The organism is Corallococcus silvisoli (assembly GCF_009909145.1).
Taxonomy (GTDB): Bacteria; Myxococcota; Myxococcia; order Myxococcales; family Myxococcaceae; genus Corallococcus; species Corallococcus silvisoli.
In genome coordinates, this window is sequence record NZ_JAAAPJ010000008.1 from 83408 (window position 1) to 105252 (window position 21845).

Annotated in this window: 21 protein-coding genes; 14 read left to right on the forward strand and 7 right to left on the reverse strand. The window is 70.3% G+C overall.

Features of this window, described 5'->3' with window-relative positions:
• Positions 1–6: 6 nt before the first annotated feature.
• Both GTY96_RS16895 and GTY96_RS16900 read right to left on the reverse strand, forming a co-directional pair.
• The gene (locus tag GTY96_RS16895) at positions 7–1668 is read right to left on the reverse strand and encodes a DUF4091 domain-containing protein (protein ID WP_304503214.1); all 1662 of its coding nucleotides are present in this window, start codon (positions 1666–1668) and stop codon (positions 7–9) included.
• A gap of 63 nt (positions 1669–1731) precedes the next feature.
• Entirely contained in the window at positions 1732–2538 is an 807-nt protein-coding gene (locus GTY96_RS16900; RefSeq protein ID WP_143901966.1) for a DUF3108 domain-containing protein, read from the reverse strand.
• 287 nt (positions 2539–2825) lie between these two features.
• Here GTY96_RS16900 and GTY96_RS16905 point away from each other — a divergent pair, with 287 nt between their 5' ends.
• Positions 2826–3047 (forward strand): hypothetical protein, encoded by a 222-nt coding sequence (locus GTY96_RS16905; RefSeq protein WP_143901964.1) that lies wholly within the window; start codon positions 2826–2828, stop codon positions 3045–3047.
• A gap of 19 nt (positions 3048–3066) precedes the next feature.
• Here GTY96_RS16905 and GTY96_RS16910 read toward each other — a convergent pair whose 3' ends face one another.
• Positions 3067–3738 (reverse strand): YggS family pyridoxal phosphate-dependent enzyme, encoded by a 672-nt coding sequence (locus GTY96_RS16910; protein WP_143901962.1) that lies wholly within the window; start codon positions 3736–3738, stop codon positions 3067–3069.
• Entirely contained in the window at positions 3735–4328 is a 594-nt protein-coding gene (locus GTY96_RS16915; protein ID WP_143901959.1) for a Maf family protein, read from the reverse strand. Before GTY96_RS16915 ends, GTY96_RS16910 begins: the two co-directional genes overlap by 4 nt.
• Positions 4329–4391: 63 nt before the next feature.
• On the opposite strand from GTY96_RS16915, the gene GTY96_RS16920 reads away from it, so the two are divergent.
• Complete coding sequence (locus GTY96_RS16920; RefSeq protein WP_143901957.1) at positions 4392–5492, forward strand: GGDEF domain-containing protein; 1101 nt, start codon at positions 4392–4394, stop codon at positions 5490–5492.
• Here the strand turns inward: GTY96_RS16920 and GTY96_RS16925 are convergent, their stop codons facing one another.
• Positions 5493–7073: a peptidylprolyl isomerase gene (locus GTY96_RS16925; protein WP_143901955.1), complete on the reverse strand. Its 1581-nt coding sequence runs from the start codon at positions 7071–7073 to the stop codon at positions 5493–5495. It lies immediately after the preceding gene.
• A gap of 229 nt (positions 7074–7302) precedes the next feature.
• Between GTY96_RS16925 and mreC the strand changes: the two genes are divergently transcribed.
• The 5 genes from mreC to GTY96_RS16950 are packed head-to-tail and all read left to right on the forward strand — an operon-like array spanning position 7303 to position 12512.
• Positions 7303–8166 (forward strand): rod shape-determining protein MreC, encoded by an 864-nt coding sequence (gene mreC / locus GTY96_RS16930; RefSeq protein WP_143901953.1) that lies wholly within the window; start codon positions 7303–7305, stop codon positions 8164–8166.
• Positions 8163–8663 (forward strand): hypothetical protein, encoded by a 501-nt coding sequence (locus GTY96_RS16935; protein ID WP_143901951.1) that lies wholly within the window; start codon positions 8163–8165, stop codon positions 8661–8663. The genes mreC and GTY96_RS16935 overlap by 4 nt, the downstream gene beginning before the upstream one ends.
• The gene (mrdA, locus tag GTY96_RS16940; RefSeq protein ID WP_143901949.1) at positions 8660–10720 is read left to right on the forward strand and encodes a penicillin-binding protein 2; all 2061 of its coding nucleotides are present in this window, start codon (positions 8660–8662) and stop codon (positions 10718–10720) included. The genes GTY96_RS16935 and mrdA overlap by 4 nt, the downstream gene beginning before the upstream one ends.
• 7 nt (positions 10721–10727) lie before the next feature.
• Positions 10728–11855 carry a rod shape-determining protein RodA gene (rodA, locus tag GTY96_RS16945; RefSeq protein WP_186001924.1) on the forward strand — a complete coding sequence of 376 codons (1128 nt, stop codon included), beginning with the start codon at positions 10728–10730 and terminating at the stop codon, positions 11853–11855.
• Between the two features lie 15 nt (positions 11856–11870).
• A complete protein-coding gene (locus GTY96_RS16950) occupies positions 11871–12512 on the forward strand; it encodes a PilZ domain-containing protein (protein WP_143901945.1) in 642 nt (213 codons plus the stop codon).
• Positions 12513–12528: 16 nt separating this feature from the next.
• Here GTY96_RS16950 and GTY96_RS16955 read toward each other — a convergent pair whose 3' ends face one another.
• Both GTY96_RS16955 and trxA read right to left on the reverse strand, forming a co-directional pair.
• Positions 12529–12870 (reverse strand): hypothetical protein, encoded by a 342-nt coding sequence (locus tag GTY96_RS16955; RefSeq protein ID WP_143901943.1) that lies wholly within the window; start codon positions 12868–12870, stop codon positions 12529–12531.
• Between the two features lie 444 nt (positions 12871–13314).
• Positions 13315–13641 (reverse strand): thioredoxin, encoded by a 327-nt coding sequence (trxA, locus tag GTY96_RS16960; RefSeq protein ID WP_143901941.1) that lies wholly within the window; start codon positions 13639–13641, stop codon positions 13315–13317.
• Between the two features lie 170 nt (positions 13642–13811).
• On the opposite strand from trxA, the gene GTY96_RS16965 reads away from it, so the two are divergent.
• The 7 genes from GTY96_RS16965 to GTY96_RS16995 all read left to right on the forward strand — a co-directional run bounded on the left by GTY96_RS16965 (position 13812) and on the right by GTY96_RS16995 (position 21772).
• Positions 13812–14186 (forward strand): hypothetical protein, encoded by a 375-nt coding sequence (locus tag GTY96_RS16965; RefSeq protein WP_235685672.1) that lies wholly within the window; start codon positions 13812–13814, stop codon positions 14184–14186.
• Between the two features lie 45 nt (positions 14187–14231).
• Complete coding sequence (locus GTY96_RS16970) at positions 14232–15044, forward strand: cytochrome C assembly family protein (RefSeq protein WP_143901937.1); 813 nt, start codon at positions 14232–14234, stop codon at positions 15042–15044.
• Positions 15045–15046: 2 nt separating this feature from the next.
• Positions 15047–16387 (forward strand): glutamyl-tRNA reductase, encoded by a 1341-nt coding sequence (hemA, locus tag GTY96_RS16975; RefSeq protein WP_235685673.1) that lies wholly within the window; start codon positions 15047–15049, stop codon positions 16385–16387.
• Positions 16384–17325 (forward strand): hydroxymethylbilane synthase, encoded by a 942-nt coding sequence (gene hemC, locus GTY96_RS16980; protein ID WP_161665280.1) that lies wholly within the window; start codon positions 16384–16386, stop codon positions 17323–17325. The genes hemA and hemC overlap by 4 nt, the downstream gene beginning before the upstream one ends.
• 11 nt (positions 17326–17336) lie before the next feature.
• Entirely contained in the window at positions 17337–18098 is a 762-nt protein-coding gene (locus GTY96_RS16985; protein WP_161665281.1) for a uroporphyrinogen-III synthase, read from the forward strand.
• A 72-nt stretch (positions 18099–18170) separates the two neighbouring features.
• Entirely contained in the window at positions 18171–19937 is a 1767-nt protein-coding gene (locus GTY96_RS16990; RefSeq protein ID WP_161665282.1) for an MYXO-CTERM sorting domain-containing protein, read from the forward strand.
• A complete protein-coding gene (locus GTY96_RS16995) occupies positions 19934–21772 on the forward strand; it encodes a GspE/PulE family protein (protein ID WP_161665283.1) in 1839 nt (612 codons plus the stop codon). The genes GTY96_RS16990 and GTY96_RS16995 overlap by 4 nt, the downstream gene beginning before the upstream one ends.
• Positions 21773–21845: the final 73 nt, after the last annotated feature.

Consider the following 21845-nt stretch of genomic DNA (forward strand, 5'->3'; position numbering starts at 1 on the left):
GAGTGACTACGGGGTACCCCCGGAAGTCCGACGTCCGGAGCGCTTCGCTTGTTCAGCCGACCATCGCTTCACGATGCGCTCGGTCACCTCCTGGCGCACGGCTTCCCACTCCGCTGGGTCCCGGGTGATTTCATAGCCGGACCGGGCCAGCCGCTTCGCCGCGGACCGCGCGAAACCGCTGTCCCCCAGCGCCGCCAGCAGGTGCAGGTATTCGTAGTCCTCCAGGCCGTCGCGGATCTGTTTGAGCCGCAGCGTCACCACCGGCTGGTGCTCCACGCCGCCCAGCTTCGCGGGAGTGCCCGGGTAGAAGAGCGTGCCGTCCCCGTTGCCGCCGAACTCGAAGACGTCCGTCCAGACATCCTTCTTCGTGTTGTAGGCGAAGACGGTGTCGTAATAGAGCTCGCCGTCCACGCCGCTGGAGTAGGCCAGCACGCCCATGGCCCGGTTGAGCGGGGCGGGGTGGTCCACCATGTACGAGGCCCAGCCGCTGTACGCGGTGTCCTGCGCCTTGTCCTCGGGGGGGCCGCCCGTGCAGCCATGCGAGTTGCAGCTCTGGTACCACCACACCTTCGTGCGCGGGGCCAGGCGTGAGCGCACGGTCGCGGTGTTCGCCACCGTGCGGCACGTCTGCGGGCCCGGTCGCGGGTAGAAGCAGTTGAGCGTGGGCGCGAGGATGTCCGCCGAACCCTGGAGCGCCGCGTCCAGCGGCGTGGTGACGAGCACGGGGATGTGGGCCTCCGCTTCGCGCACGCGCTTGGACTGCGCCCTCACGAGCGGCACGTCCTCGGGCTTGGGCTCGTCCTTGGCGTAGAAGAAGAGCTGCGCCTTCCAGCCCTTGTCCTCGAAGTGCTGCTGGAAGGCGCGGTAGTACGCGGACTTCTCCGCGTCCGTGAGGGCCTTCTTGTTGTCGCGCACGTCGCTCGTCGTGAAGCGCGCGCCGGAGGGCAGCAGGCTGCCATCCAGGAAGGGCGCCATCTCCGCGTCGTACGCCTTCCAGTCCAGCACCGCGCGGCCGTCCTGGAACTTCACCGGAGGCGGGTCCATACCCATGCCGTGCGCGCTCACGCGGTGCTCCAGCAAGGCCTTGCCGTACGCGCGCAGCAGCGCCTTCGCCTCCGGTGAGTCGGCGGCGATGCCGTGCCCCTTCGCGATGCTGTAGAGAGAGATGCCGAAGCTGTTGGGCAGCGAGGACGTCGCCGGAATCTCGAACGGCTGCACCTCCACGGTGAAGGGCACCGCCGGCAGCTCCTTGCCGTCCGCCTTCGCGCTCAGGCTGCCGCGGTAGGTGCCGGCGGCCTGGTTCCGGGGGACGCACACCTCCACGTAGAGGACGGTGGGGAGCTTGGGATTGGCGGGCGCGGACAGGGGCACGAGCGCGTCGGGCCAGGGGCCCTTCTGGCCCTCGCCGTTGGACGGCGTCTTCACGTCCAGGTAGGCCTCCCGCCACGCGTCCACGGTGAGCGGCCTGCCCGGCCCCTTGAGGACCCGGGGCTCCAGCGTCACCCGCGTCACGCCGTGCGGAAGCACCAGCTGCGTGCCCTCGCACTCGCCCTTCGCCGCGCTGAGGTGGGCCTCCTTCGCGCCCTTCGGCGTCGCGTCCGGCCGCACCTTCACCAACGGAGACACCACCTGCACACCACCCGGCGCGGCGGAAAGCACCGCCGCCACTGCCCATGCCCATGCCCATCCCACGCCCATGCCCCCTGCCTTCCCTGATGGGAGGACGACGCTTCAGTCGTCCGTGTTGTCCGCCCGGGCCACCGTCACCACGCGGCCCGGCTTGTAGTCCGTCAGCTCCGCCACCACCGTGCCCAGCGCGAGGTCCGCTTCGATGCGAACCGGGACGTGGTGCTTGTCCGCGCTGAGGTACGCGACCATGTCGCGGTTGGAGGCCAGGCTGCCCTCGAATTCAGTGTGAACGCGCACGCGGAACGTGTCGCGCGCGCCCGCAGGAGTGGTCAGCGTCTCCCGGCCCTCCACGGTGGCGCGCATGGTGAACTGCTTGCTGCCGGTGAACACCGGGTACGCATAGCTGCGGCCCACCACCAGCTCCTGTCCGCGCAGCATGAACGTCGCGCCCGCGACATCGAGCGTGCCCTCGGGGAGCGCGTGGTCCGACTCGCGCGGCGCGTCGCTCTCCTTCTGCTTGATGACCTTGGCGCTCCGGCCGTCCGCCGTGAGCTGGATGCGCTGGCGGCGGCGCTTGCGGTTCTCCTCCGAATGCAGGTCGCTGCCCGTCACCCGCTGGGCGCCCGCGTCCCAGTACGTCACGAAGCGGCTCTTGATGGGGTAGACGCCGACCATGTCGTCGGACTTCGCCAGCGACACGATGGGCCACACGCTCTGACCCCACTGCATCATGGGCGCGCCCACGGTCACCGTCGCGGTGCCCGCCGTCAGCCCCAGGTAGCGCACCCGGTACTGGGCCTGCTCACCCGGGGCGAAGGCCGCGCCGGAGGGCTCCTGGGCATGCGCCAGGGCGGACCCCATGAGTCCCACCATCGCCGCCGTGAACCCCCACCTGGACAGACTGCGCATCGGGTGTGCTCCCTTGGCTGCAAGTTAGGTGGCCGGTCCGCCCAATCCAACCGCGCTGCGCAACCGCCCCCACCACCGGACATTTCCGGGACGGACCGCCGGGCACCGGCATTCAAAGTCGTACGGCCGCCGGCCCTCCAGGCGCGTCCGTGCTCCGCCGCGCGGGACAGGCACGCAGGGGTACCCGGGAGCACCCTCCGCTGACAAATGGAGGACAGTCGGCCGCGCCCGCCCGCATGCCCTGCCAGGGCACACCCGGGCGCCTCTCCGGTGCTAGCGTCGCGTCCATGTCCAACGACTTCCAATTCGACGACGACGACTTCGCGAAGGATGCCGGCGCGGCGAGCGGCACCCGCGTGTTCAAGGAGTTCGACTGCCCCGGCTGCAACGCCAACAACCCCGTGGATGACACGTTCACCGACGGGGACGAGCTGCGCTGCAACTACTGTGGTTGCGAGTACCGGGTCAGCGTCAACCAGGAGGGGCGGATCCGATTCCGGGAGCTGTGAGCCCCCGGCGGATTGCCGTTCACGCGCGATCGCCGAAGATGGCGGTCCCCACGCGCACGACGGTGGCACCCTCCAGGATGGCCTGCTCGAAGTCGTGCGTGGTGCCCATGGAGAGCGCGCTCAGCGCGTGCGTCCGGGCAAGCTCACGCAGGCGGGCGAAGCCCTCGCGCATCCTCGCCACGTCATCCGTCGGCGGTGGCAGCGCCATCAGGCCCACCAGCTGGAGGTTCGGCAGCGCGCGCACCTGGGCGAGGAATCCGGGCAGCGCCTCCGGCGCGAGGCCGTGCTTGGTGTCCTCGCCGCCCAGGTTCAGCTCCACGTAGCAGGGCAGGGGGGCCATCCCCGCGCGCCGCTTCGACAGCTCGGTGGCGACGTCCAGCCGCTCCAGCGCGTGGAAGGCGTGCGCGACGCGGGCCACGTACTTCACCTTGTTCGTCTGCAGCGCGCCAATGGCGTGCCAGCGCAGGCCGTCCAGGTCCGCCAGCTCCACGGCCTTGTCGCGCAGCTCCTGGGCGTAGTTCTCCCCGAAGTCGCGCTGCCCCGCGGCGTACGCCTCGCGGATGAGCGCCGCGGGCTTGAGCTTGGACACCGCCACCAGCGTCACCGACGACTCCGGCCGCCCCGCGCTCGCGCAGGCCTTCGCCACGCGCTCACGCACCCGCGCCAGCTGGTCCGCCACGGAGGGGTTCACCGCGTGCCCCCGCTCCAGGGCAGCGGCATCCCCACCTGGGCGAGCAGGGCCAGCGTCTCGGCCAGCGGCAGGCCCACCACGTTCGAGGGACTGCCGTCGATGCCCGCCACCAGGAAGCCGCCCTTGCCCTGGATGGCGTAGGCGCCCGCCTTGTCCAGGGGCTCGCCGGTGTCCGCGTACCAGGCGATCTCCTCCGGGGAGAGCGCGCGGAACGTCACCTGCGTGCGCACGACCTGGGAGGCCTGGGCCCGGCCTGCGACCGCGATGCCGGTGAAGACCTCGTGCGCCTGTCCGGACAGCAGGGCGAGCATCCTTCGCGCCTCGGCCGCGTCCTGGGGCTTGCCCAGCAGCTCCGACCCCAGGGCCACCGTGGTGTCCGCGGCCAGCACCCAGGCGTCCGGGTGTCGGGTGGCCACCGTGCGGGCCTTCTCCACGGCCAGTCGGTGGACGTAGTTCCGCGCAATTTCTCCGGCGAACGGCGTTTCATCGATATCCGCGGCCGCCACGGTGAAACGCAGGCCCAGTTGGGCCAATAAATCCTTGCGCCGGGGCGAGGCGGAGGCGAGAACGAAGTGAGCGGTTGGATCCATGGGCGAGTGCGGGTTTGACGCGCTCGCGGGCCTTAGCAGACTTGCGCTCCAGAGGGCACCTCGATGAACCCCGCGGACCTCCTGTCGGCCATGAAGCGGACAGTGGAGCAGCTGGCCGCCTACAACGAGATGGCCAAGGCGCTGACCTCCACGCTGGAGCTGCGCGAAGTGCTCGCGCTCGTGATGCAGAAGGTCAGCGCGCTGCTCAAGCCGCGCAACTGGTCGCTCATCCTGCAGGATGAGCGCAGCGGAAAGCTCTACTTCGAGATCGCCGTGGGCGAGGGCGCCGAGGCGCTCAAGGCCCTCCAGCTCAACCCGGGGGAGGGCATCGCCGGGGCGGTGTTCGCCTCCGGCACCGCGCGGCTCGTCCACGACGTGGGCGGCGACCCCAGCTTCGCGCCCCGCTTCGACGAGGCCTCCGCCTTCCACACCCGCTCACTGCTCGCCGTCCCCCTGGTGGCGCGCGAGCGCGTCCTGGGGGTGATCGAGCTGGTCAACGGCCCCACCGAGCCCACCTTCACGCCCGAGGACCTCACCACCCTCACGGCCATCGCGGACTACGCGGCCATCGCCATCGAGAACGCGCGCAACTTCCGCCGCGTGCAGGAGCTCACCATCACCGACGAGCACACCGGCTGCTTCAACGCGCGGCACCTGCGCGCGCAGCTGGAGCAGGAGGTGAAGCGCTCGGCGCGCTTCCGGCACCCGCTGTCGCTCGTGTTCCTGGACCTGGACCACTTCAAGTCCATCAACGACCGGCACGGGCACCTGGTGGGCAGCGCGACGCTCAAGGAGGTGGGCGACCTGCTCATCAGCCTGGGGCGCCACAACCTGGACGCCGTCTTCCGCTACGGCGGCGACGAGTTCGCGGTGATGCTGATTGAAACGGACACCGAGGGTGCCCAGGTCATCGCCCAGCGCATCTGCGAGGCGTTCCGCGGCCAGCGCTTCCTGCGCGAGCAGGGGCTGGACGTGGCGCTCACCGCGAGCGTCGGGGTGGCGTCCTTCCCGGGGCACGCCACGACGTCCGTGGACCTCATCCGCGCGGCGGACTTCGCCATGTACGCGGCCAAGGGCCGGGGGCGCGACCGGATCGCCGTGGCCGAAGCCCCCACGGGGGAGGGGACCCCGCGAGAGGTCCCCTACGCCCGCTCCGAAGGCTGACTACCCCGCGGAGCCCAGCACCGAGTCGATGGCCTCGGTGTTGGTGACGACGTTGCCGGTCTTCTTGAGCGACTTGAGGAAGGACTCCGTCAGCTCGATCTGCTTGGCCTGACGCGCCTGGCTGCGCAGCTCCTCCTTGCGCTTGTCGAAGCCCGCGGTGTCCGGCTTCTCGCGCTCCACCACCTGCGCGACGACGTTCGCCTCGCCCACGGTGAAGACCTCGTCCAGCACCACCGGGCCGGAGGCTCCGAAGGTGGCCTTCACCAGCTCCGGCGCCGGGCCCAGGTGCGGCACGGAGTCACCCGCCGCGGTGAAGCTGTCCGTCTCCACCGCCTCCGGCTTCGTCTCCGCCTCGAAGCGCAGCAGCGCCGGCTGCTGGCCGGGGGCCACCGGGAACTGCTCCTTCAGCGACTTGCCAGCCTTGGCCGCCGCCAGCGCCTTGGCGGCCTCCGCCTTCGCCAGGCCCTTCGCCTGGTCCTGCTTGTAGAGGGTGGTGGCGATCTCGCCCTTCACGTCCTCCAGCTTCTTGTTCTGGGCGTCCTTCTTCTCCTCCACCTTCACCAGGTGCAGGCCCAGCGGGGACTCCACCGGCTGCGTCACTTCCCCGGCCTTGAGCGCGAACGCCGCGTTGGCCAGCGCCGGATCCCACGTGGTGCGCTCCACCCAGCCCAGCTCGCCGCCCTTGGCCTTGGTGGCGGTGTCGTCGCTGCTCGCCTTCGCCAGCGTGGCGAAGTCCTTGCCGCCCTCCAGCTCCTTGCGCAGCGCCTCGGCCTTCGCCTTCGCCTGGGCCTTCTGCTCGGCCGTCGCGTCCGGGGCCACCTGCACGAGGATCTGCCGGGCGCGGATCCGCTCCGGCACGTTGTAGACGAAGCTGTTCGCCGCGTAATAGTCGGCGATCTCCTTCTCGTGCGCCTTCTGGAACGCCGCCAGCTGCGCGGCCGTGGGCGCCGGGACCTTGTCCGCGTACATCGTGGGCAGGAAGCGGGCGAACACCAGCTTCGCCTGGTTGCCTTCCTTCTCGTAGCGGGCGCGGACCTCGTCGTCCGACACCACCGCCCCCGTGCGCACCACGTCCAGCATCTTCTGGGCGGCCATCTGGCGCCGCAGCTCCTGCTCGTACTCCTGCGGCGTGCGGCGGTAGAAGTCGCGCAGCACCTGCTGGTAGCGGGCGAAGTCGAACGCCCCCTCCTTGGAGTGGAAGTCCGTGTTCTCGTGGATGAGCTTGCGCAGCTCCTCATCCGACGGCGTGATGCCGTGGCGCTCCGCCGACTGGGCGAGCAGCTCCGCGTTCACCAGGCGGTCGAGCACCTGCTTGTCCAGGCCGAACTGGCGGGCCACCGACTCCGGGATGGGGTTGCCCTGCGAGCGCAGGAAGTTCATCTGCCGCGACCAGGCCATGCTGAAGTCGCGCAGGGGGATCTCCTTCCCGTTCACGGTCGCCGCCGCGCCGGTGCCGGGCGCCTGGCCACCACCGCCAGAGCCGAACCCGTTGCTGCCCGGGCCGAACTGGAGCGTGAACACCACGGCGATGCCGATGATGAACAGGAGGGAGAAGACCTTCCGGGGATTCAAACCGTCCATTGTGGTCACTTCACGGTCGGAAGCGCCCGCGATTCACCTTGCGGAAGGTCTCGCGGCGCCGTGTTGTTGGTAGCCCGGCCGGTGGGGATGCATCAGTGTCAACACCCCCTCATCCGGGCCTTGACTGCCTAGGACAACAGACCGGAAAATGCAAGCGATTCAGAGAGCTTAGCCCGCCCCTTCCCCCCTTCAACCGCCGTCCTCGCCCACCCCGGGAAAGCCCCCGTCCGTGCTGTCTCTCCTCAAGCGGTACCGCCGCTTCCTCCTCGTGACCGCCCTCCTCTTGTACCCCCTGGGTGCCTTCCTGCTGGGCGGCCGGCGAGGGCGCGATCCGAACTTCGTCGACCGGGGCGTCATCGCCCTCACGGCCCCCGTGCAGCAGGGGCTCACCGCCGGCATCGATGGCGCCGTGGCCGCGGTGCGCAACTACCTGGACCTGCGCGGCGTCCGTCAGGACAATGACGCGCTGCGGCTGGAGAACCTGCAGCTCCGGGCGACGGTGCAGGCCCTGGGGGAGACGCGCTCGGAGAACGGGCGCCTGCGCAAGCTGCTGGCGTACGCGGAGGCCTCCCCGGGCGCGGAGATCCCGGCGCGGGTGGTGGGCGTGAACCCGGTGGCCAAGCTCCTGTCGGTGCGGATCAGCAGCGGGGAGAAGGACGGGGTGTTCCGGGGCATGTCGGTGGTGACGCCGGACGGCATCGTCGGGCAGGTCATCCGCTCCACGGGCGGGTACGCGGACGTGGCGCTGGTGACGGATCCGCAGAGCCGGGTGGCGGTGCGGGTGCAGCGCTCGCGGGCGCGCGGCACCGCGGCGGGCGCGGGCAACGGCCCCCTGAACCTGGAGAACATGCTGCGCACGGAGGACGTGGAGGACGGCGACCTCATCATCACCTCCGGCACGGACGGCATCTATCCGCCGGGGCTGGTCGTGGGGCGGGTGACGCAGCTGGAGAAGAAGGAGCACGGCATGTTCCAGGGCGCGGACATCCAGCCGGCGGTGGACACCAGCCGGTTGGAGGAGGTGCTCGTCGTGGGCAGCCCCTACAGTGCGATGGCCTCCGGCGGGGCCTCGGCGGAAGGCGCGCAGAAATGAAGTTCCTGGTGACAGTCATCCTGGCGCTGGTGTTGCTCACGCTGGAGTCGGTGTTCGTCCAGCAGGTGGGGCTGGTGCTGGGGCGCGTGGACGTCACGGTGGTGCTGGTGGCCTTCCTCGCGCTCCGGGCAAGCCTCACGGAGGGCGCCTGTTCCGCCTTCGCGGTGGGCTATCTGCTGGACCTGATGAGCGGCCAGCCCACCGGCCTGTTCACGTTCCTGGCGGTGTTCACCTTCCTGGTGGGCCGGCTGGTGGCGTCCTTCGTGGACGTGCGCGGCCCGGTGGCCTTCGCGCTGTTCGCCATGGGCGCGGACCTGGGGCACGGCCTGCTGTCCACGTTCTTCACCTGGCTCACGGTGAAGGAGGGCTCCACCGCGCCGCTGCTCTCCGGCATGCCGGTGCAGCTGGCCCTCACGGGCGCGGCGGCGCTGGTGCTCTTCCCGCTGTTCAAGCGCTTCGAGGTCGCGCAGGAGCGTCCGGCGGGGTTGCTCCGTTGACGCCTCCGACCATTGGCAACACCACCCCGGGCCGGGACCTCAAGCGCCGCTTCCTGTGGCTGGGCCTGGCCATGTCGCTGGGCATGGTGGCGCTGGCCATCCAGCTGTACCGGCTCCAGCTCATCCGCCACGAGGAGTACGCCGCCAAGAGCGTGGCGAACTTCGTGAAGGAGGTGCGCCTGCGCGCGGACCGGGGCGTCATCAAGGACGCGCGCGGCACCATCCTGGTGGACAGCCGCCCCTCCTTCGACGCCTTCGTCACGCCCGCCTTCTGCACGGACTGCTTCGATCAGGTGATTCCCCGCCTGGGGGAGCTGCTCCAGTGGGACCCCGAGCAGCGCAAGAAGATTGAGGACCTGGTGCGCGCCAGCCGCCGCAACGCGCCCTTCCAGCCGGTCCCGGTGCGCGTGGACCTGACCCGCGACGAGTACGACCGGCTCAACGCCCGGCGCGACATCCTGGACGGCGTGGAGGTGGTGCCCGTGCCGCACCGCAACTACCGCGCGGACACGGTGCTGTCGCACGTGCTGGGCTACATGAATGAAATCACCATGGAGGAGCTGGAGCGCCTCAATGGGGACGGCGCGAAGTACGCGCTGGGCGACTACATCGGCCGGCGCGGCCTGGAGCGCTACTTCGAATCCAAGCTGCGCGGCCAGGACGGCGTGCGCAAGGAAGTGGTGAACGCGCGCGGCCAGACGATTGAAGAACTCAACGACAAGCTGGGGGAGAACGCGGTCATTCCTCCCACGGCTGGCAGCAACCTGGTGCTCTCCCTCGACATGCGCTTGCAGGAGGAGGCGGAGCGCGCGTTCCCGGGCGTCACGGGCGCGGTGGTGGCCATCGACGTGAACACCGGCTTCATCAAGGCGCTGGTGTCCCGGCCCGGCTTCGACCCCAACCTGCTCACCGGCCGTGTGACGCCCGCGCAGATGTCCACGCTGGCCCGGGACCCCCTCCACCCGATGATCAACCGCGTGGCGGCCGAGCACTACAGCCCCGGCTCCACCTTCAAGGTCATCACCCAGCTGGCTGCCTTCAAGTCCGGCCTGTTCCGCCCGGAGACGGTGGTGAACTGCTCCGGCGGCTACCGGCTGGGCGCGCGTGTCTGGCGTTGCCACAAGGACAGCGGCCACGGTCCCCTGGACGGCCGGGGCGCGATGAAGGCGTCGTGTGATTCGTGGTTCTACAAGGTGGCGGACACCATCGGCCTGGACCCCATCGCGGAGATGGGCAAGTCGCTGGGCCTGGGCCGCCCCACCGGCATCTCGGTGGTGGCGGAGGTGCCGGGCATCATGCCGTCCAGCGCGTACCACGACAAAGCCTCTCCTGGCGGATACACCAAGGGCATGGCGCTCAACAGCGCCATCGGGCAGGGCGACGACAACGCGACGCCCCTGCAGATGGCGCTGGTGTACGCGGCCGTCGCCAACGGCGGGACGCTCTACAAGCCGCAGCTGGTGCAGCGGCTGGAGAACCTGGATGGGCAGGTGATGGAGGAGTTCAAGCCGGAGGTGGTGTCCAAGGTGGAGATCAACCCCGCGCACCTGAAGGCCATCGTGGAGGGGCTGGAGGCGGTCGCGCAGGAGCCCGGCGGCACCGCGTACCGCGCCAAGCTCAAGTCGGGCCTGCCCCCGGACATGCTGGTGGCGGCGAAGACGGGCACCGCGCAGGTGGCGCGCATCGGCACGGTGCGGCTGAAGACGAACCAGATGAGCTACTTCGAGCGCGACCATGCGTGGTTCGCCGGGTTCGCGCCCGCGGACAAGCCGGAGCTGGCGGTGGTGGTGCTCAACGAGCACGGCGGCCACGGCGGCGTGGACGCGGCCCCCACGGCGCTGGCGGTGATGAAGAAGTACTTCGAGCTGAAGGCGCAGGACGCCACGTCCCCGCCGCCCCGCGCCAACCAGCCCTACACCCCGTCACTGCCGCCCGAGCCCAGCCTGGACCAGGCCGCGCTCACGCGCGCCGTGGTGCCTCCGCCCAAGGTGAACCTGCCGGGCGAACCCATCCAGCCGCCCTCGGAAACCGGAGACGACAGTGCAACTGCGGATTGAGCGCCGGATGATGCCCCACGTGCCGTGGGGGCTCATCGTGTGCGTGCTGGGCGTGTGCGCGCTGGGCATCTGGAACCTGGCGTCCGCGTCCCGGCCCCCCATGGCGCCGGTGTGGACCAGCCAGGCGCTCTACCTGGCCGTGGGCCTGGGCGCGGTGCTGATGGTCTGCCTGGTGGACTACCGGTGGATCCAGCGGATGGCCTTCCCCGTCTACGTGCTCAACATCCTGGCGCTGCTGGCCTTGCGGCTGGTGGGGCACACGGCGAAGGGCGCGGAGAGCTGGTTCGTCATTGGCCCGTTCCGCCTGCAGCCCGCGGAGTTCATGAAGATTGGCGTCGTCCTGATGCTCGCCAAGGTCTACCACGACGACTTCCAGCCCAACCAACCGTCCTATGGGCTGGTCCGGCTGTGGAAGCCGGTGCTGGTGGTGATGGTGCCCTTCCTCCTGGTGCTGGTGCAGCCGGACCTGGGCACCGCGCTGATGATCTTCCTGTCCGCCGGCACCGTCATCCTCTTCGGCAAGGTGCGCTGGCAGCTGGCCGGGGTGCTGGTGGCCGGGGTGCTGGTGGGCGGTCTCATCATCTGGAACGACTACGTGCGGGAGATGCCCGAGCCGCGCTCCACCGTCGTGCGCCACTTCCTCAAGAAGCACCAGAGCCAGCGCATCTCTGGATGGTTGGACCCCGAAGCGGATCTCCGCGGCAGCGGCTACCACGCCGCCCAGTCGAAGATCGCCGTGGGCAGCGGAGGGCTCACCGGCAAGGGCTGGCGTGAGGGAACCCAGACAGGTCTGCGCTTCCTGCCGGAACAGCACACGGACTTCATCTTTTCCGTGTGGGCCGAGGAGCACGGCTTCTTCTCCTGTCTCCTATTGCTCCTGCTCTACGGTGGCATCTTCATTCTCGGACTGGGCGTGGGCTTCAACGCGCGAGACCGTTTTGGAGCGTTCGTCGCGGTGGGGGTGGTGGCCACACTTTTCTGGCAGGTGTTCGAAAACATCGGCATGGTCATTGGCCTGTTGCCAGTGACGGGCATCACGCTGCCCCTCATGAGCTATGGCGGCTCCTCGATGCTGTCGGTGATGTTGTGCATCGGGCTGCTGGTGAACATCAGCATGCGCCGTCACATGTTCTGACGGCCGGAGGCTCCGATGGTGGTTCAGAGGAAGGGCGCGACTGGGGTGAAGGCCGGCACGGGCGTTCGTGGGCCGGAGGGCGTGGAGGCCCCCCGCCCGTTCGTGCCTCCGGTGGGCGTCCCGCGCGCCGCGCCGTTGCCGGGCGTGGCCCCGCGCATTGAGATGAATCAGGGGGAGCCGGAGCACCGGCACTTCCCGCGCGCGCAGCTGGCCACGCACTTCGACCTCTGGGTGGATGATGGGGCAGGGGGCCGGCGCTTCTCCGCCAACCTGATGTCCATCAACGTGAGCGTCAGCGGCGCGTTCCTGGCGAGCACCTTCTTCCTGCCCATGGGCACGGTGGTGCGCACGCGCTTCGCGCTGGAGGAAGGGGCGGCCCCCGTGGAGGCTCGCGCGGAGATCGTCCGCGAGGAGCGCGGCCCGGAGGAGGAGGGCCGCAGCGGGTTCGCCCTGCGCTTCCTGGACTTCTCCGGACAGACGGAGGTGGCGCTCGCCCGGCTCTTCCTGGGCATGCGTCTGCGTGCTTTCACGGAGGACTATCTCAAATCCCAGCGCGCCCGCTCCCTGCCCAATGAGCTGGAGCGGGTCATCGACGTGATGGCGGCCTGGGAGCTGCTCAAGGCCACCACGCCCGGAGACCCCTGGCGCGGCGAGTAGGCCTCCGGAGGCCTGCTCAGGCCGGCTTGCCGGTGGCGATCTGCCGGCGGCGCTCGGCCTGGTAGTGCGCGGAGCACAGGCCCTTGGAGCGCTGCTCCCGGGTGCAGCCATTCACGGTGCAGCGGCGGTCCATGGGCACCGGGCCGCCCGCCACCGTCTTGGGGGGACGTCCCCGGCGGCGGCCCGCCATCATCGAGCCATTGCCCGGCGACGGCGTCACACTTCCCATTCCCGGCATCCCCGTGTTCAGCGCGCGCAGCATGCCGCGGCCGATGGCGTCGCCCAATGCCTCCGCCCAAGACGTCAGGGCAGGGGTCAGCGGCGCTTGCGAGGTCAATTCTTTGCGAAGGCGTGCCATGAAAACTCCTATTGAAACTCGCCAATCAAGACAGGCGTGTACTCGCGACTTCTGTCTGGTGTGGCGAACTCTGTCAACAAGACATATTGGGGTCGTGTTTGACTCGTAATGCAATTTCAATGGCTGTTGAACAAAACATGACGGGAGGATCGTCCATCCGGACCAGCAAGGCGTTTGTCTCAAGCGGAGAGAAACGTCTCCCTCGGGGGGCTTCCAGTACCCGGTACGTGAAAGCCCTTACCGTCGCGGTGAGTTGTCTTTCTACAGACATATCGAACGCGGGGGGTGTCACGGCCGGGTGTCTGGTTGGGGAGCATCAAGCGAAGCGTCCCCTCTCACCGAGCGCGAATCCTGGCGGTTGAAGACCAGGCGCGTCATCCGTGGGAGGGGACGTGGGGGGACGGGGCCCGCGGTTGGGCGGGCCGTCACCGGGGGCGCTGGAGACTAGAGCGCCTTCTTGACCGCGTCTTCGATGCGCGACTTCGGCACGGCCCCGACGATCTGCTCCACGACCTTGCCGCCCTTGAAGAGCAGCAGGGTGGGGATGGAGCGGATGCCGTACTTCTGGGGCGTGTCCTGGTTGTCGTCGATGTTGAGCTTCGCGAAGCGCACCTGGCCCTTGTACTGCGTGGACAGCGCCTCGACGGAGGGGGCGATGGCCCGGCAGGGGGCGCACCAGGTGGCCCAGAAGTCCACGAGCACGGGCTCCTGCGAGGCCAGCACCTGCTGCTCGAAATCCGAATCTCCGATGTTGATCACGTCGCCAGCCATTTCGTCTCCTTGGTGTTTCTGCTTCAGCGGGGCTCATGCCGGGGTCCCGCGCCCACTACAAGGGGATTCCAGAGCATGGAACCCGGGCCGTTTCGAGGAAACGGATGCGGATTCCCGCTGGGCGTTGCACCCCCATTTCACCAGCCCTCCGGCCAGGATGCTGGTGTAGGATGGAACCCGTGACGAAGCTCTTCCTGTCCCAGGCCCAGCTCGAGGAGTGGGCACTGGCCGACAAAGCAGACCTGCGCGAAGGCCGCCTGGTGGTCGCCGCCGAGGGAGGGGGCGACTGGCCGCTGTCGCCCGCGGTCCATGTCGTGCAGCTGGTGTCGGGGGAGGACACCCACCAGCTGGTCTCGCGGGTGAAGACGGAGGAACAGCTCGCCCGGCTGGGGGCCGAACAGATGGCCGACTCCATCCTGGTGGGGGACTCCGCCTACGAGGTCGTTCCGGGCTATGTGGCGGAGGTGGGTGCGCCCGCCCCGGAGCGGAAGCCCAATTCGGAGACCGACCTGCTGGCGGCCTTCATTCTCAATAAAATGGGCTGAGGGTGGACTGAATGTCTCCTCGGCCGGGGTTATGAGCCTGCCGCCATGAGCCATACGCTCGTCTCGCTCGCCTGCCACGCCTACGGGTTGGCCGCGCTCGTCTACCTCGCCTTCCTGGTCCGCCAATCCCAGGTGCTCGCCGTCTCCGGCCGCGTGCTGGTGGGGACCGGCCTGCTGATGCACTGCGTGGCCCTCATCGAGATGCTGGGCGCGCAGGGGGGCCGGCTGGTGGGGCCCGCGCAGGGCATGTCCACCTTCGCCTTCCTGCTGCTGGCGCTCTTCCTGGCCCTGGATGTGCGCTACCGCAAGCCGGTCATCGGCGCGTTCCTCACGCCGCTGGCGGTGGCGGTGCTGCTCGTGGGCATGCTGCTGCACGGAGGGTCCGCGCCGCTGCCGGACGCCATGCGCCAGCCGCTGCTGCCGGTGCATGTCACCATCGCGCTCCTGGGCATGACGGCGTTCGGGGTGGCCGCCGGGGTGGGCGTCATGTACCTGCTGATGGAGCGGCAGGTGAAGACGAAGCACTTCGGGCTGCTCTTCTCGCGGCTGCCTTCGCTGGAGTTTTTGGACACGCTCAACCGGCGGTTGGTGGTGTGGGGCTTCATCGCGCTGTCGCTCACGCTGGCCACCGGGGCGCTGTTCACCACGACAGCGCGTGGCCTGACGTGGGCGCTGGAGGCCAAGCACGTGGCCACGTTCGTCGCGTGGGGCGTCTTCGCCGCGCTCGTCAACGCCCGCATCTTCGCCGGCTGGCGCGGCCGGCGCGTGGCGCTGCTCACCATGGCCGGCTTCTGCCTGGTGTTGGTCTCCTTCCTGTCGTCCTACGACCTGTCCGCCGCTGGCCCGGGGATGCCGTAGCCATGGAATTCATCTGTATCGGCGTGTCCCACCGCACCGCGCCCCTGGGCGTCCGGGAGCGGCTGGCATTGCCCGAAGCCCAGCAGACGGACGTGTTGCGTCGGCTGGCGCAGGCGCCCGTGGAGGCGCTCTGGGTGTCCACCTGCAACCGCGTGGAGGTCTACCTGGTGGCCCCCAGCGCGGAGCAGGCGCGGGAGCGCGCGCGGGAGACGCTGCGCACGCTGGGCGGGGCGGAGGCGCTGGAGCACCTGTACGAACACCAGGGCGAGGCGGCGCTCGTGCACCTCTTCCGGGTGGCCTCCAGCCTGGACTCCATGGTGCTGGGCGAGGCGCAGATCCTGGGCCAGGTGAAGGACGCCTTCGAGCGCGGCCAGGGCGCGGGCGCGGTGCGCGGCGAGCTGACGCGCGCGTGCGCGGCGGCGTTCGGCTGCGCCAAGCGCGTTCGCACGGAGACGGCGGTGGGGAGGGCGGCCACGTCCATGGCGTCCGCGGCGGTGCAGCTGGCGAGCAAGGTCTTCGACGGGCTCAAGGACAAGACGGTGCTGGTGGTGGGCGCGGGGGAGATGGGCGAGCTGGCGGCGCGGCACCTGAAGAACGCGGGCGCCGGGAAGCTCATCGTGACCAACCGCACGCTGGCCCGCGCGGAGGCGCTGGTGGCGGAGGTGGGGGGCGTCGCGCGGCCCTTCGAGGAGCTCTTCGCGCTGCTGGCGTCCGCGGACGTGGTGGTGACGAGCACCGCGTCGCCCGTGCCGCTCTTCACGCGCGACAACGTGGGGGCGCTGGGCAAGGCGCGCAAGGGACGGCCGCTGTTCATGGTGGACCTCGCGGTGCCGCGCGACATCGACCCGGCGGTGGGCACCCTGGACTGGGTGCACGCGTACGACGTGGACGACATCCAGAAGTTCGTCGCGGACAACACCGCCGCGCGCGCGGAAGAGGCGCACAAGGCGGGCGGGCTGGTGGCGCAGGAGGTGGCGCGCTTCGCCCGCGAGCGCGCGCTGCGCGACGGCATGCCCGTGCTGGCCCGCCTGCGCCAGCGCGCGGAGGCCATCGCCCGCGCGGAGGTGGAGCGCACGCTGCAGGGCCTGGGTGACGGGCTCACCGACAAGCAACGCAAGAGCATCGAAGCCATGGGACGCGCCATCGTGAACAAGCTGCTGCATGAGCCCACCGCGCGCCTGCGCGCCGTGGGCCCCCAGGGCGAGGGCAACCGCCTGGCCGGCGCCGCCGCGGAGCTGTTCGGCCTCACCGAAGCGGAGGCCGCCGCCATCGCTCCGGAGCTGGAGTCCGTGCCCTCGACGAATGAGCTGAACAACGCGGTGGCCCATGGGAGCCGACGATGAAGGCCGTGAGGATCGCGACGCGGCAGAGCCCCCTGGCGCTCTGGCAGGCGCGTCACGTGGCGTCGCTGCTCACCCAGCACAACCCCGGGCTGGAGGTGTCGCTGGTGGAGATGACCACCGAGGGCGACCGCTTCCTGTCCGCGCCGCTGTCCGCGGTGGGCGGCAAGGGGCTGTTCGTGAAGGAGATTGAGCAGGCCCTGCTGGATGGCCGCGCGGACGTGGCGGTGCACAGCCTCAAGGACATGACGTCGGTGTTCCCGGAGGGGTTGATCCTCGCGGCGGTGCCGACGCGCGAGGACCCCCGCGACGCGTTCTGCAGCCCGGACGGCCACACGCTGGAGCTGCTCCCGCCAGGCGCGAAGGTGGGCACGTCCTCGCTGCGCCGCAGCTGCATCCTGCGCGCGCGCCGCCCGGACCTGGAGATCGTCTCCCTGCGCGGCAACGTGCAGACGCGCCTCCAGCGGACGCGGGAGCTGAAGCTCGCCGGGGCGATGCTCGCCGCGGCGGGCCTCAAGCGCCTGGGCCTGGACCACCACATCACCCAGGTGGTGCCGGTGGCGGACAGCCTGCCGGCGGTGGGGCAGGGCGTGCTGGCCATCCAGTGCCGGGAGGCGGACGCGGAGGTGCGCGCGCTGCTCGCACCGCTGGAGGACCTCACCACGCGCGGCGCCGTGCGCGCCGAGCGCGCCTTCCTGGCGAAGCTGGAGGGCGGCTGCACCGTGCCCCTGGCCGGCCATGCCACGGTGGTGGAGGGACAGGTGCACCTGCGCGGATTGGTGGGGCGGCCTGACGGTTCACGCGTCGTGCGGGGCGAGGTGAAGGGCCCCGTCCCGGAGGCGGAGCGGCTGGGCGAGGCGCTCGCGGACGAGCTGCTGTCTCGCGGGGCCGGGGACATCCTGCGCGATTTCGGCCGCCGCGACGGCGCGTCCCGCGCCTAGAGTGCCGGCCCGTGGACCGGCGACTGGATGGCATCCGAGTATTGGTGACGCGCCCCCGTGAGCGGGCCGAGGAGCTGTGCTTCCTGCTGGAGGACGAGGGCGCGGATGTCCTCAGCCTGCCCTTGCTGGAGCTGCGCCCGCCGGAGGATCCGCGCCCGCTCGCGTCCGCCGCCGAGCACGTGCAGCGCTACCACTGGGTGGTGTTCGCCAGCCCTTCGGCGGTGGAGGCCTTCCTGGAGGCCCTGCGGCTCGCGGGCACGTTGGATCGGCTGTCTCGCGTGAAGCTGGCCGCCGTGGGGCCTCGCACCGCGCGGGCCCTGGAGGGCTACGGCCTGAAGGTGGAGGCCGAACCCAACGAGGGCACGGGCGCGGCCCTGTTCATCGCGCTGCGCGACGTGCTGGGGCCGGACGACGACGTGCTCCTCCCGTCGGCGGAGGAGGGGCGGCGCGAGCTGGAGGACGGCTTGCGCGACCTGGGCGTGCGCGTGACGCGCGTGACGGCCTACCGCTCCACGCCCGTCACCCTCGAGCCCGGGGAGCTGTCCCAGCTCTCCGAGGCGCCGCCGCAGGTGGTGCTCTTCGCCTCGCCGCGCACCGCGGAGGCCTTCGTGGAGGGCGTGGGCCGCGAGCCGCTGGCCTCCGCGAAGGCGGTGGCCATTGGCCCCACCACGGCGACGGCGCTGACCCAGTTGGGCATCCCCGTGGCCGCGGTCGCGGAGCGCCCCACGCCCGAAGCGCTGGTGGATGCCACGGTCCGCGCCGTTCACGGGTAGACTGTCCGCCCGGTGACGTTCCGGGTGCCAGGCCGGTGCCCCCTGCGGACGTCACGCGACGAGGTGCGGGTGATGAATCGTGGGTTGCAGCGGAGTGTCTTCCTTCTTGGACTGCTGGCGCTGGCCGCGACAGCGCACGCGCAGTCGCAGGAGGACTACCAGTTCCTGGACCAGTGGGTGCTCAACAACAGCCAGGACCCGTTCCCGTACTACCTGGACGCGCGGAACAGCCGGCCCGCGGACAATGATTTGTCCCTGGTCGAAGACGCGGTGAAGAAGGCCTTCCAGGCCTGGCAGGACGTGGACTGCGCCTGGCCCGCCTTCACCTACAAGGGCCGCTCCACCATCGTCCCCATCCCCGACGTGAACGACCGCCTGGACGGCTTCAGCGTCGCGGCGGTCTTCGTCACCGACCCGAACAGCACGGAGTTCAAGGACGTGCTCAACGCGGGCGACAGCGTGGCGGAGGCCGTGCCCCTGCGTCACGGCGGCTACGTCTACCAGTGCGACATCTTCCTCAACGCCGTGAGCTACAAGTTCACCACGCTCAGCCCCACGCCGGCGGGCTTCATCGACCTGCAGACGGCGGTGATGCGCGAGGTGGGCCACTGCCTGGGCCTGGGCAGCACGTACTTCTACACGGAAGCGGTGATGTACTTCTCGCTGGACCGTGGCATCCAGCGGCGCACCCTGACGTCCTATGACAAGGGCGCCCTCTGCAAGCACTACCCCCAGACGGGCGCGGTGGGCTCGCCGTGTGACACCACCGCGTGCGGCGCGGGGCTCACCTGCGTCACCACCCAGTCCACGACCAGCGGCGCCACGCTGAAGATCTGCTCCAAGGGCTGCCCGGACGGGACGCCGGGCTTCTGCCCCGCGCCCTACCAGTGCCGCGCGTCCAGCCTGGTGCCGGGCTCGCAGTTCGCCTGTCTGCCGGAGGCCTTCGGGACGGGGACGAAGGTGGGCAACCCCTGCACCAGCGCCAGCCAGTGCGGCGCGGCGGACTCGCGCTGCCTCACGGACGCGGACAAGACCACGGCCTTCCCGGCGTGGAAGAACGGCTACTGCACCGAGTCCTGCGTGGCCAACGCGGACTGCCCGGGCGGGTCCACCTGCGCGACCGTGGGCTCCGTGGGCAAGCGCTGTCTGAAGAACTGCCGTCCGGGGACGGGCGACTGTCGCCAGGGCTATACGTGCACGACGCTGCCCGACCAGGGCGGGGACGTGTGCGTCGCGGACTGCGCCACCAGCAACGACTGTGGCGGCAACTACGCCTGCCGCTCGTGTGACCACGCCTGCGTCCAGCAGAAGACGGGCACGCGCAACGTCGGCGACCCGTGCCTCCAGGATTCGGAGTGCGGCACCAACCAGCAGTGCCTGAAGATCAATGGCAACCCGCAGGGCGTCTGCGCGGAGCCCTGCTCGGTGGCCACCTGCACGTGCAGCCCTGGCAACACCTGCCGCCCCGCGGGCACCGGGAGCGACCGCTTCTGTCTCCATGACTGCGGCGCTGGCACCTGCGCCTCGCCGCTCCAGTGCGTCCCGTTCTCGGAGGGCACCGCCTGCCTGGCGCCCTGCCGCACCAACCAGGACTGCCCCAATGGCCTGTTCTGCGGCAACGGCGGCAAGTGCTACGACCCCTATGCCCAGACGGATGGTGGCACCTGCGCCCTCTGCGGTGATGGCGGCACGCCGCCTCCGCCTCCCGTGGACGCCGGGTCGGGTGACCCGACGAACGGGCCGGGCGGCTGCGGCTGTGAGAGCACCCCGGCTTCGGCGGCATTCCTCGTGGGACTCGGGCTGTTGTTCCTGGCCACTCGAAGAAGGAGGAACGGTTGACCCAGGCGACAGCTTCAGGAGGCAGCGGCCCGTCACGCAGCGGCGCGGACTTCACCCTTGGCTTCCTCCTGGAGGCCTTGGTGTCCCAGCGCCTGCTGACCTCACCGCAGGCGCAGGAGGTCCTGGCGCGCGAGCCCGCGGCACGGGCCCGCATCCTCAAGGCGCAGGGAGGGACGGGCAAGGACGCGGCCCGCTACGACGTGTCGCCCGTGGAGGTGGTCGCCGCCTTCCAGATCCCCGCGCCGGGCGGGCGGGGCGTGCTGGATGAGGACCGCGTCACGGAGGCCGCCGCGCGCGCCGCGGGGCTGGCCTACCGCAAGCTGGATCCGCTGAAGATGGACATGGCCCTGGCCACCCGCACGGTGTCCCGGCCCTACGCGCAGAAGCACGTGCTGCTGCCCCTGGAGCGGACCGAACAGGGGCGGCTGCGCGTGGCGGTGGCCAACCCCTTCGACCGGGAGCTCTTCGAGAGCTTCCACCGGCTCACCGGCGAGCCGGTGGAGCCGGTGCTGTCGGCGAAGACGGACATCCTCCGCTCCATCGCGGACATCTACGGCTTCAAGAAGACGCTGGCGCAGGCCGCGGACGACTTCAGCGGCTCGCAGTCCCAGCTGGCCAACTTCGAACAGCTGGTGTCGCTCAGCGGCACCCAGGAGCTGGAGGCGTCCGACCGGCCGGTGGTGCAGGCGGTGGACTACCTCCTGCGCTACGCCTTCGACAACCGCGCGTCGGACATCCACATCGAACCCAAGCGCGCCACCGCGGTGGTGCGGCTGCGCATCGACGGGGTGCTGCACCCGGTCTATACGCTGCCCGCGCAGGTGCATCCGCCCGTCGTGTCGCGCGTGAAGATGCTGGCGCGCATCGACATCTCCGAGAAGCGCCGCCCCCAGGACGGCCGCATCAAGACGGAGCGCGACGGCCGCGAGGTGGAGTTGCGCGTGTCCACGCTGCCCACCGCCTTCGGCGAGAAGGTGGTCATCCGCATCTTCGACCCGGAGACGCTGGTGCAGGACATCGCCCAGCTGGGCTTCGAGCCGGACGAGAAGGGCCACTTCGAGTCGTGGATCGATCAACCCCACGGCCTCATCCTGGTGACGGGCCCCACGGGCAGCGGCAAGACGACGACGCTCTACTCCGCGCTCAAGGCGGTGGCGGGCCCGGACGTCAACGTCACCACGGTGGAAGACCCCATCGAAATGGTGTGGGACACCTTCAACCAGGTGCAGGTGCAGCCCAAGGTGGGCCTGGACTTCGCGGGGGCGCTGCGCCACATCCTGCGCCAGGACCCGGACGTCATCATGGTGGGCGAGATCCGCGACGCGGAGACCGCGGAGAACGCGCTCCAGGCCGCGCTCACCGGACACCTGGTGCTCTCCACGCTGCACACCAACGACGCGCTGGGCGCGGTGGCGCGCATGAAGGACCTGGGCGTGCCCGCCTTCCTCCTGGCGCAGAGCCTGCTGGGCGTCATGGCCCAGCGCCTGCTCCGGCGCATCTGCGTGCACTGCTCGGAGGAGGCGGTGCTCACTCCGGACGAGCTGCTCGCCCTCCAGGCCCCCCTGCCGCTGTTGCCCGGCGGGGTCCGGCTGTCGAAGGGGGCCGGGTGCGTGCGGTGCCGCGGCACGGGCTACTCCGGCCGGACGGGCGTCTTCGAGATCGTCTCCACCACCCGGGAGATGCGGGAGCTCATCGCCCGCGAGGCGCCGTACGACCAACTGGTGCATGCCGCGCGCCGCACCGGCATGCGCACCCTGCGCGAGGCCGCCGTGCGCAAGCTGGCCCAGGGCCTCACCGCCTTCGACGAGGTGGTGCGGATGACGTCCGCCTTCTAGCGAACCCGCGGAAACACGAAGGGCCCGCCGTACCGCACGGCGGGCCCCGCGAATGACACCGGAAGCAGCAGGG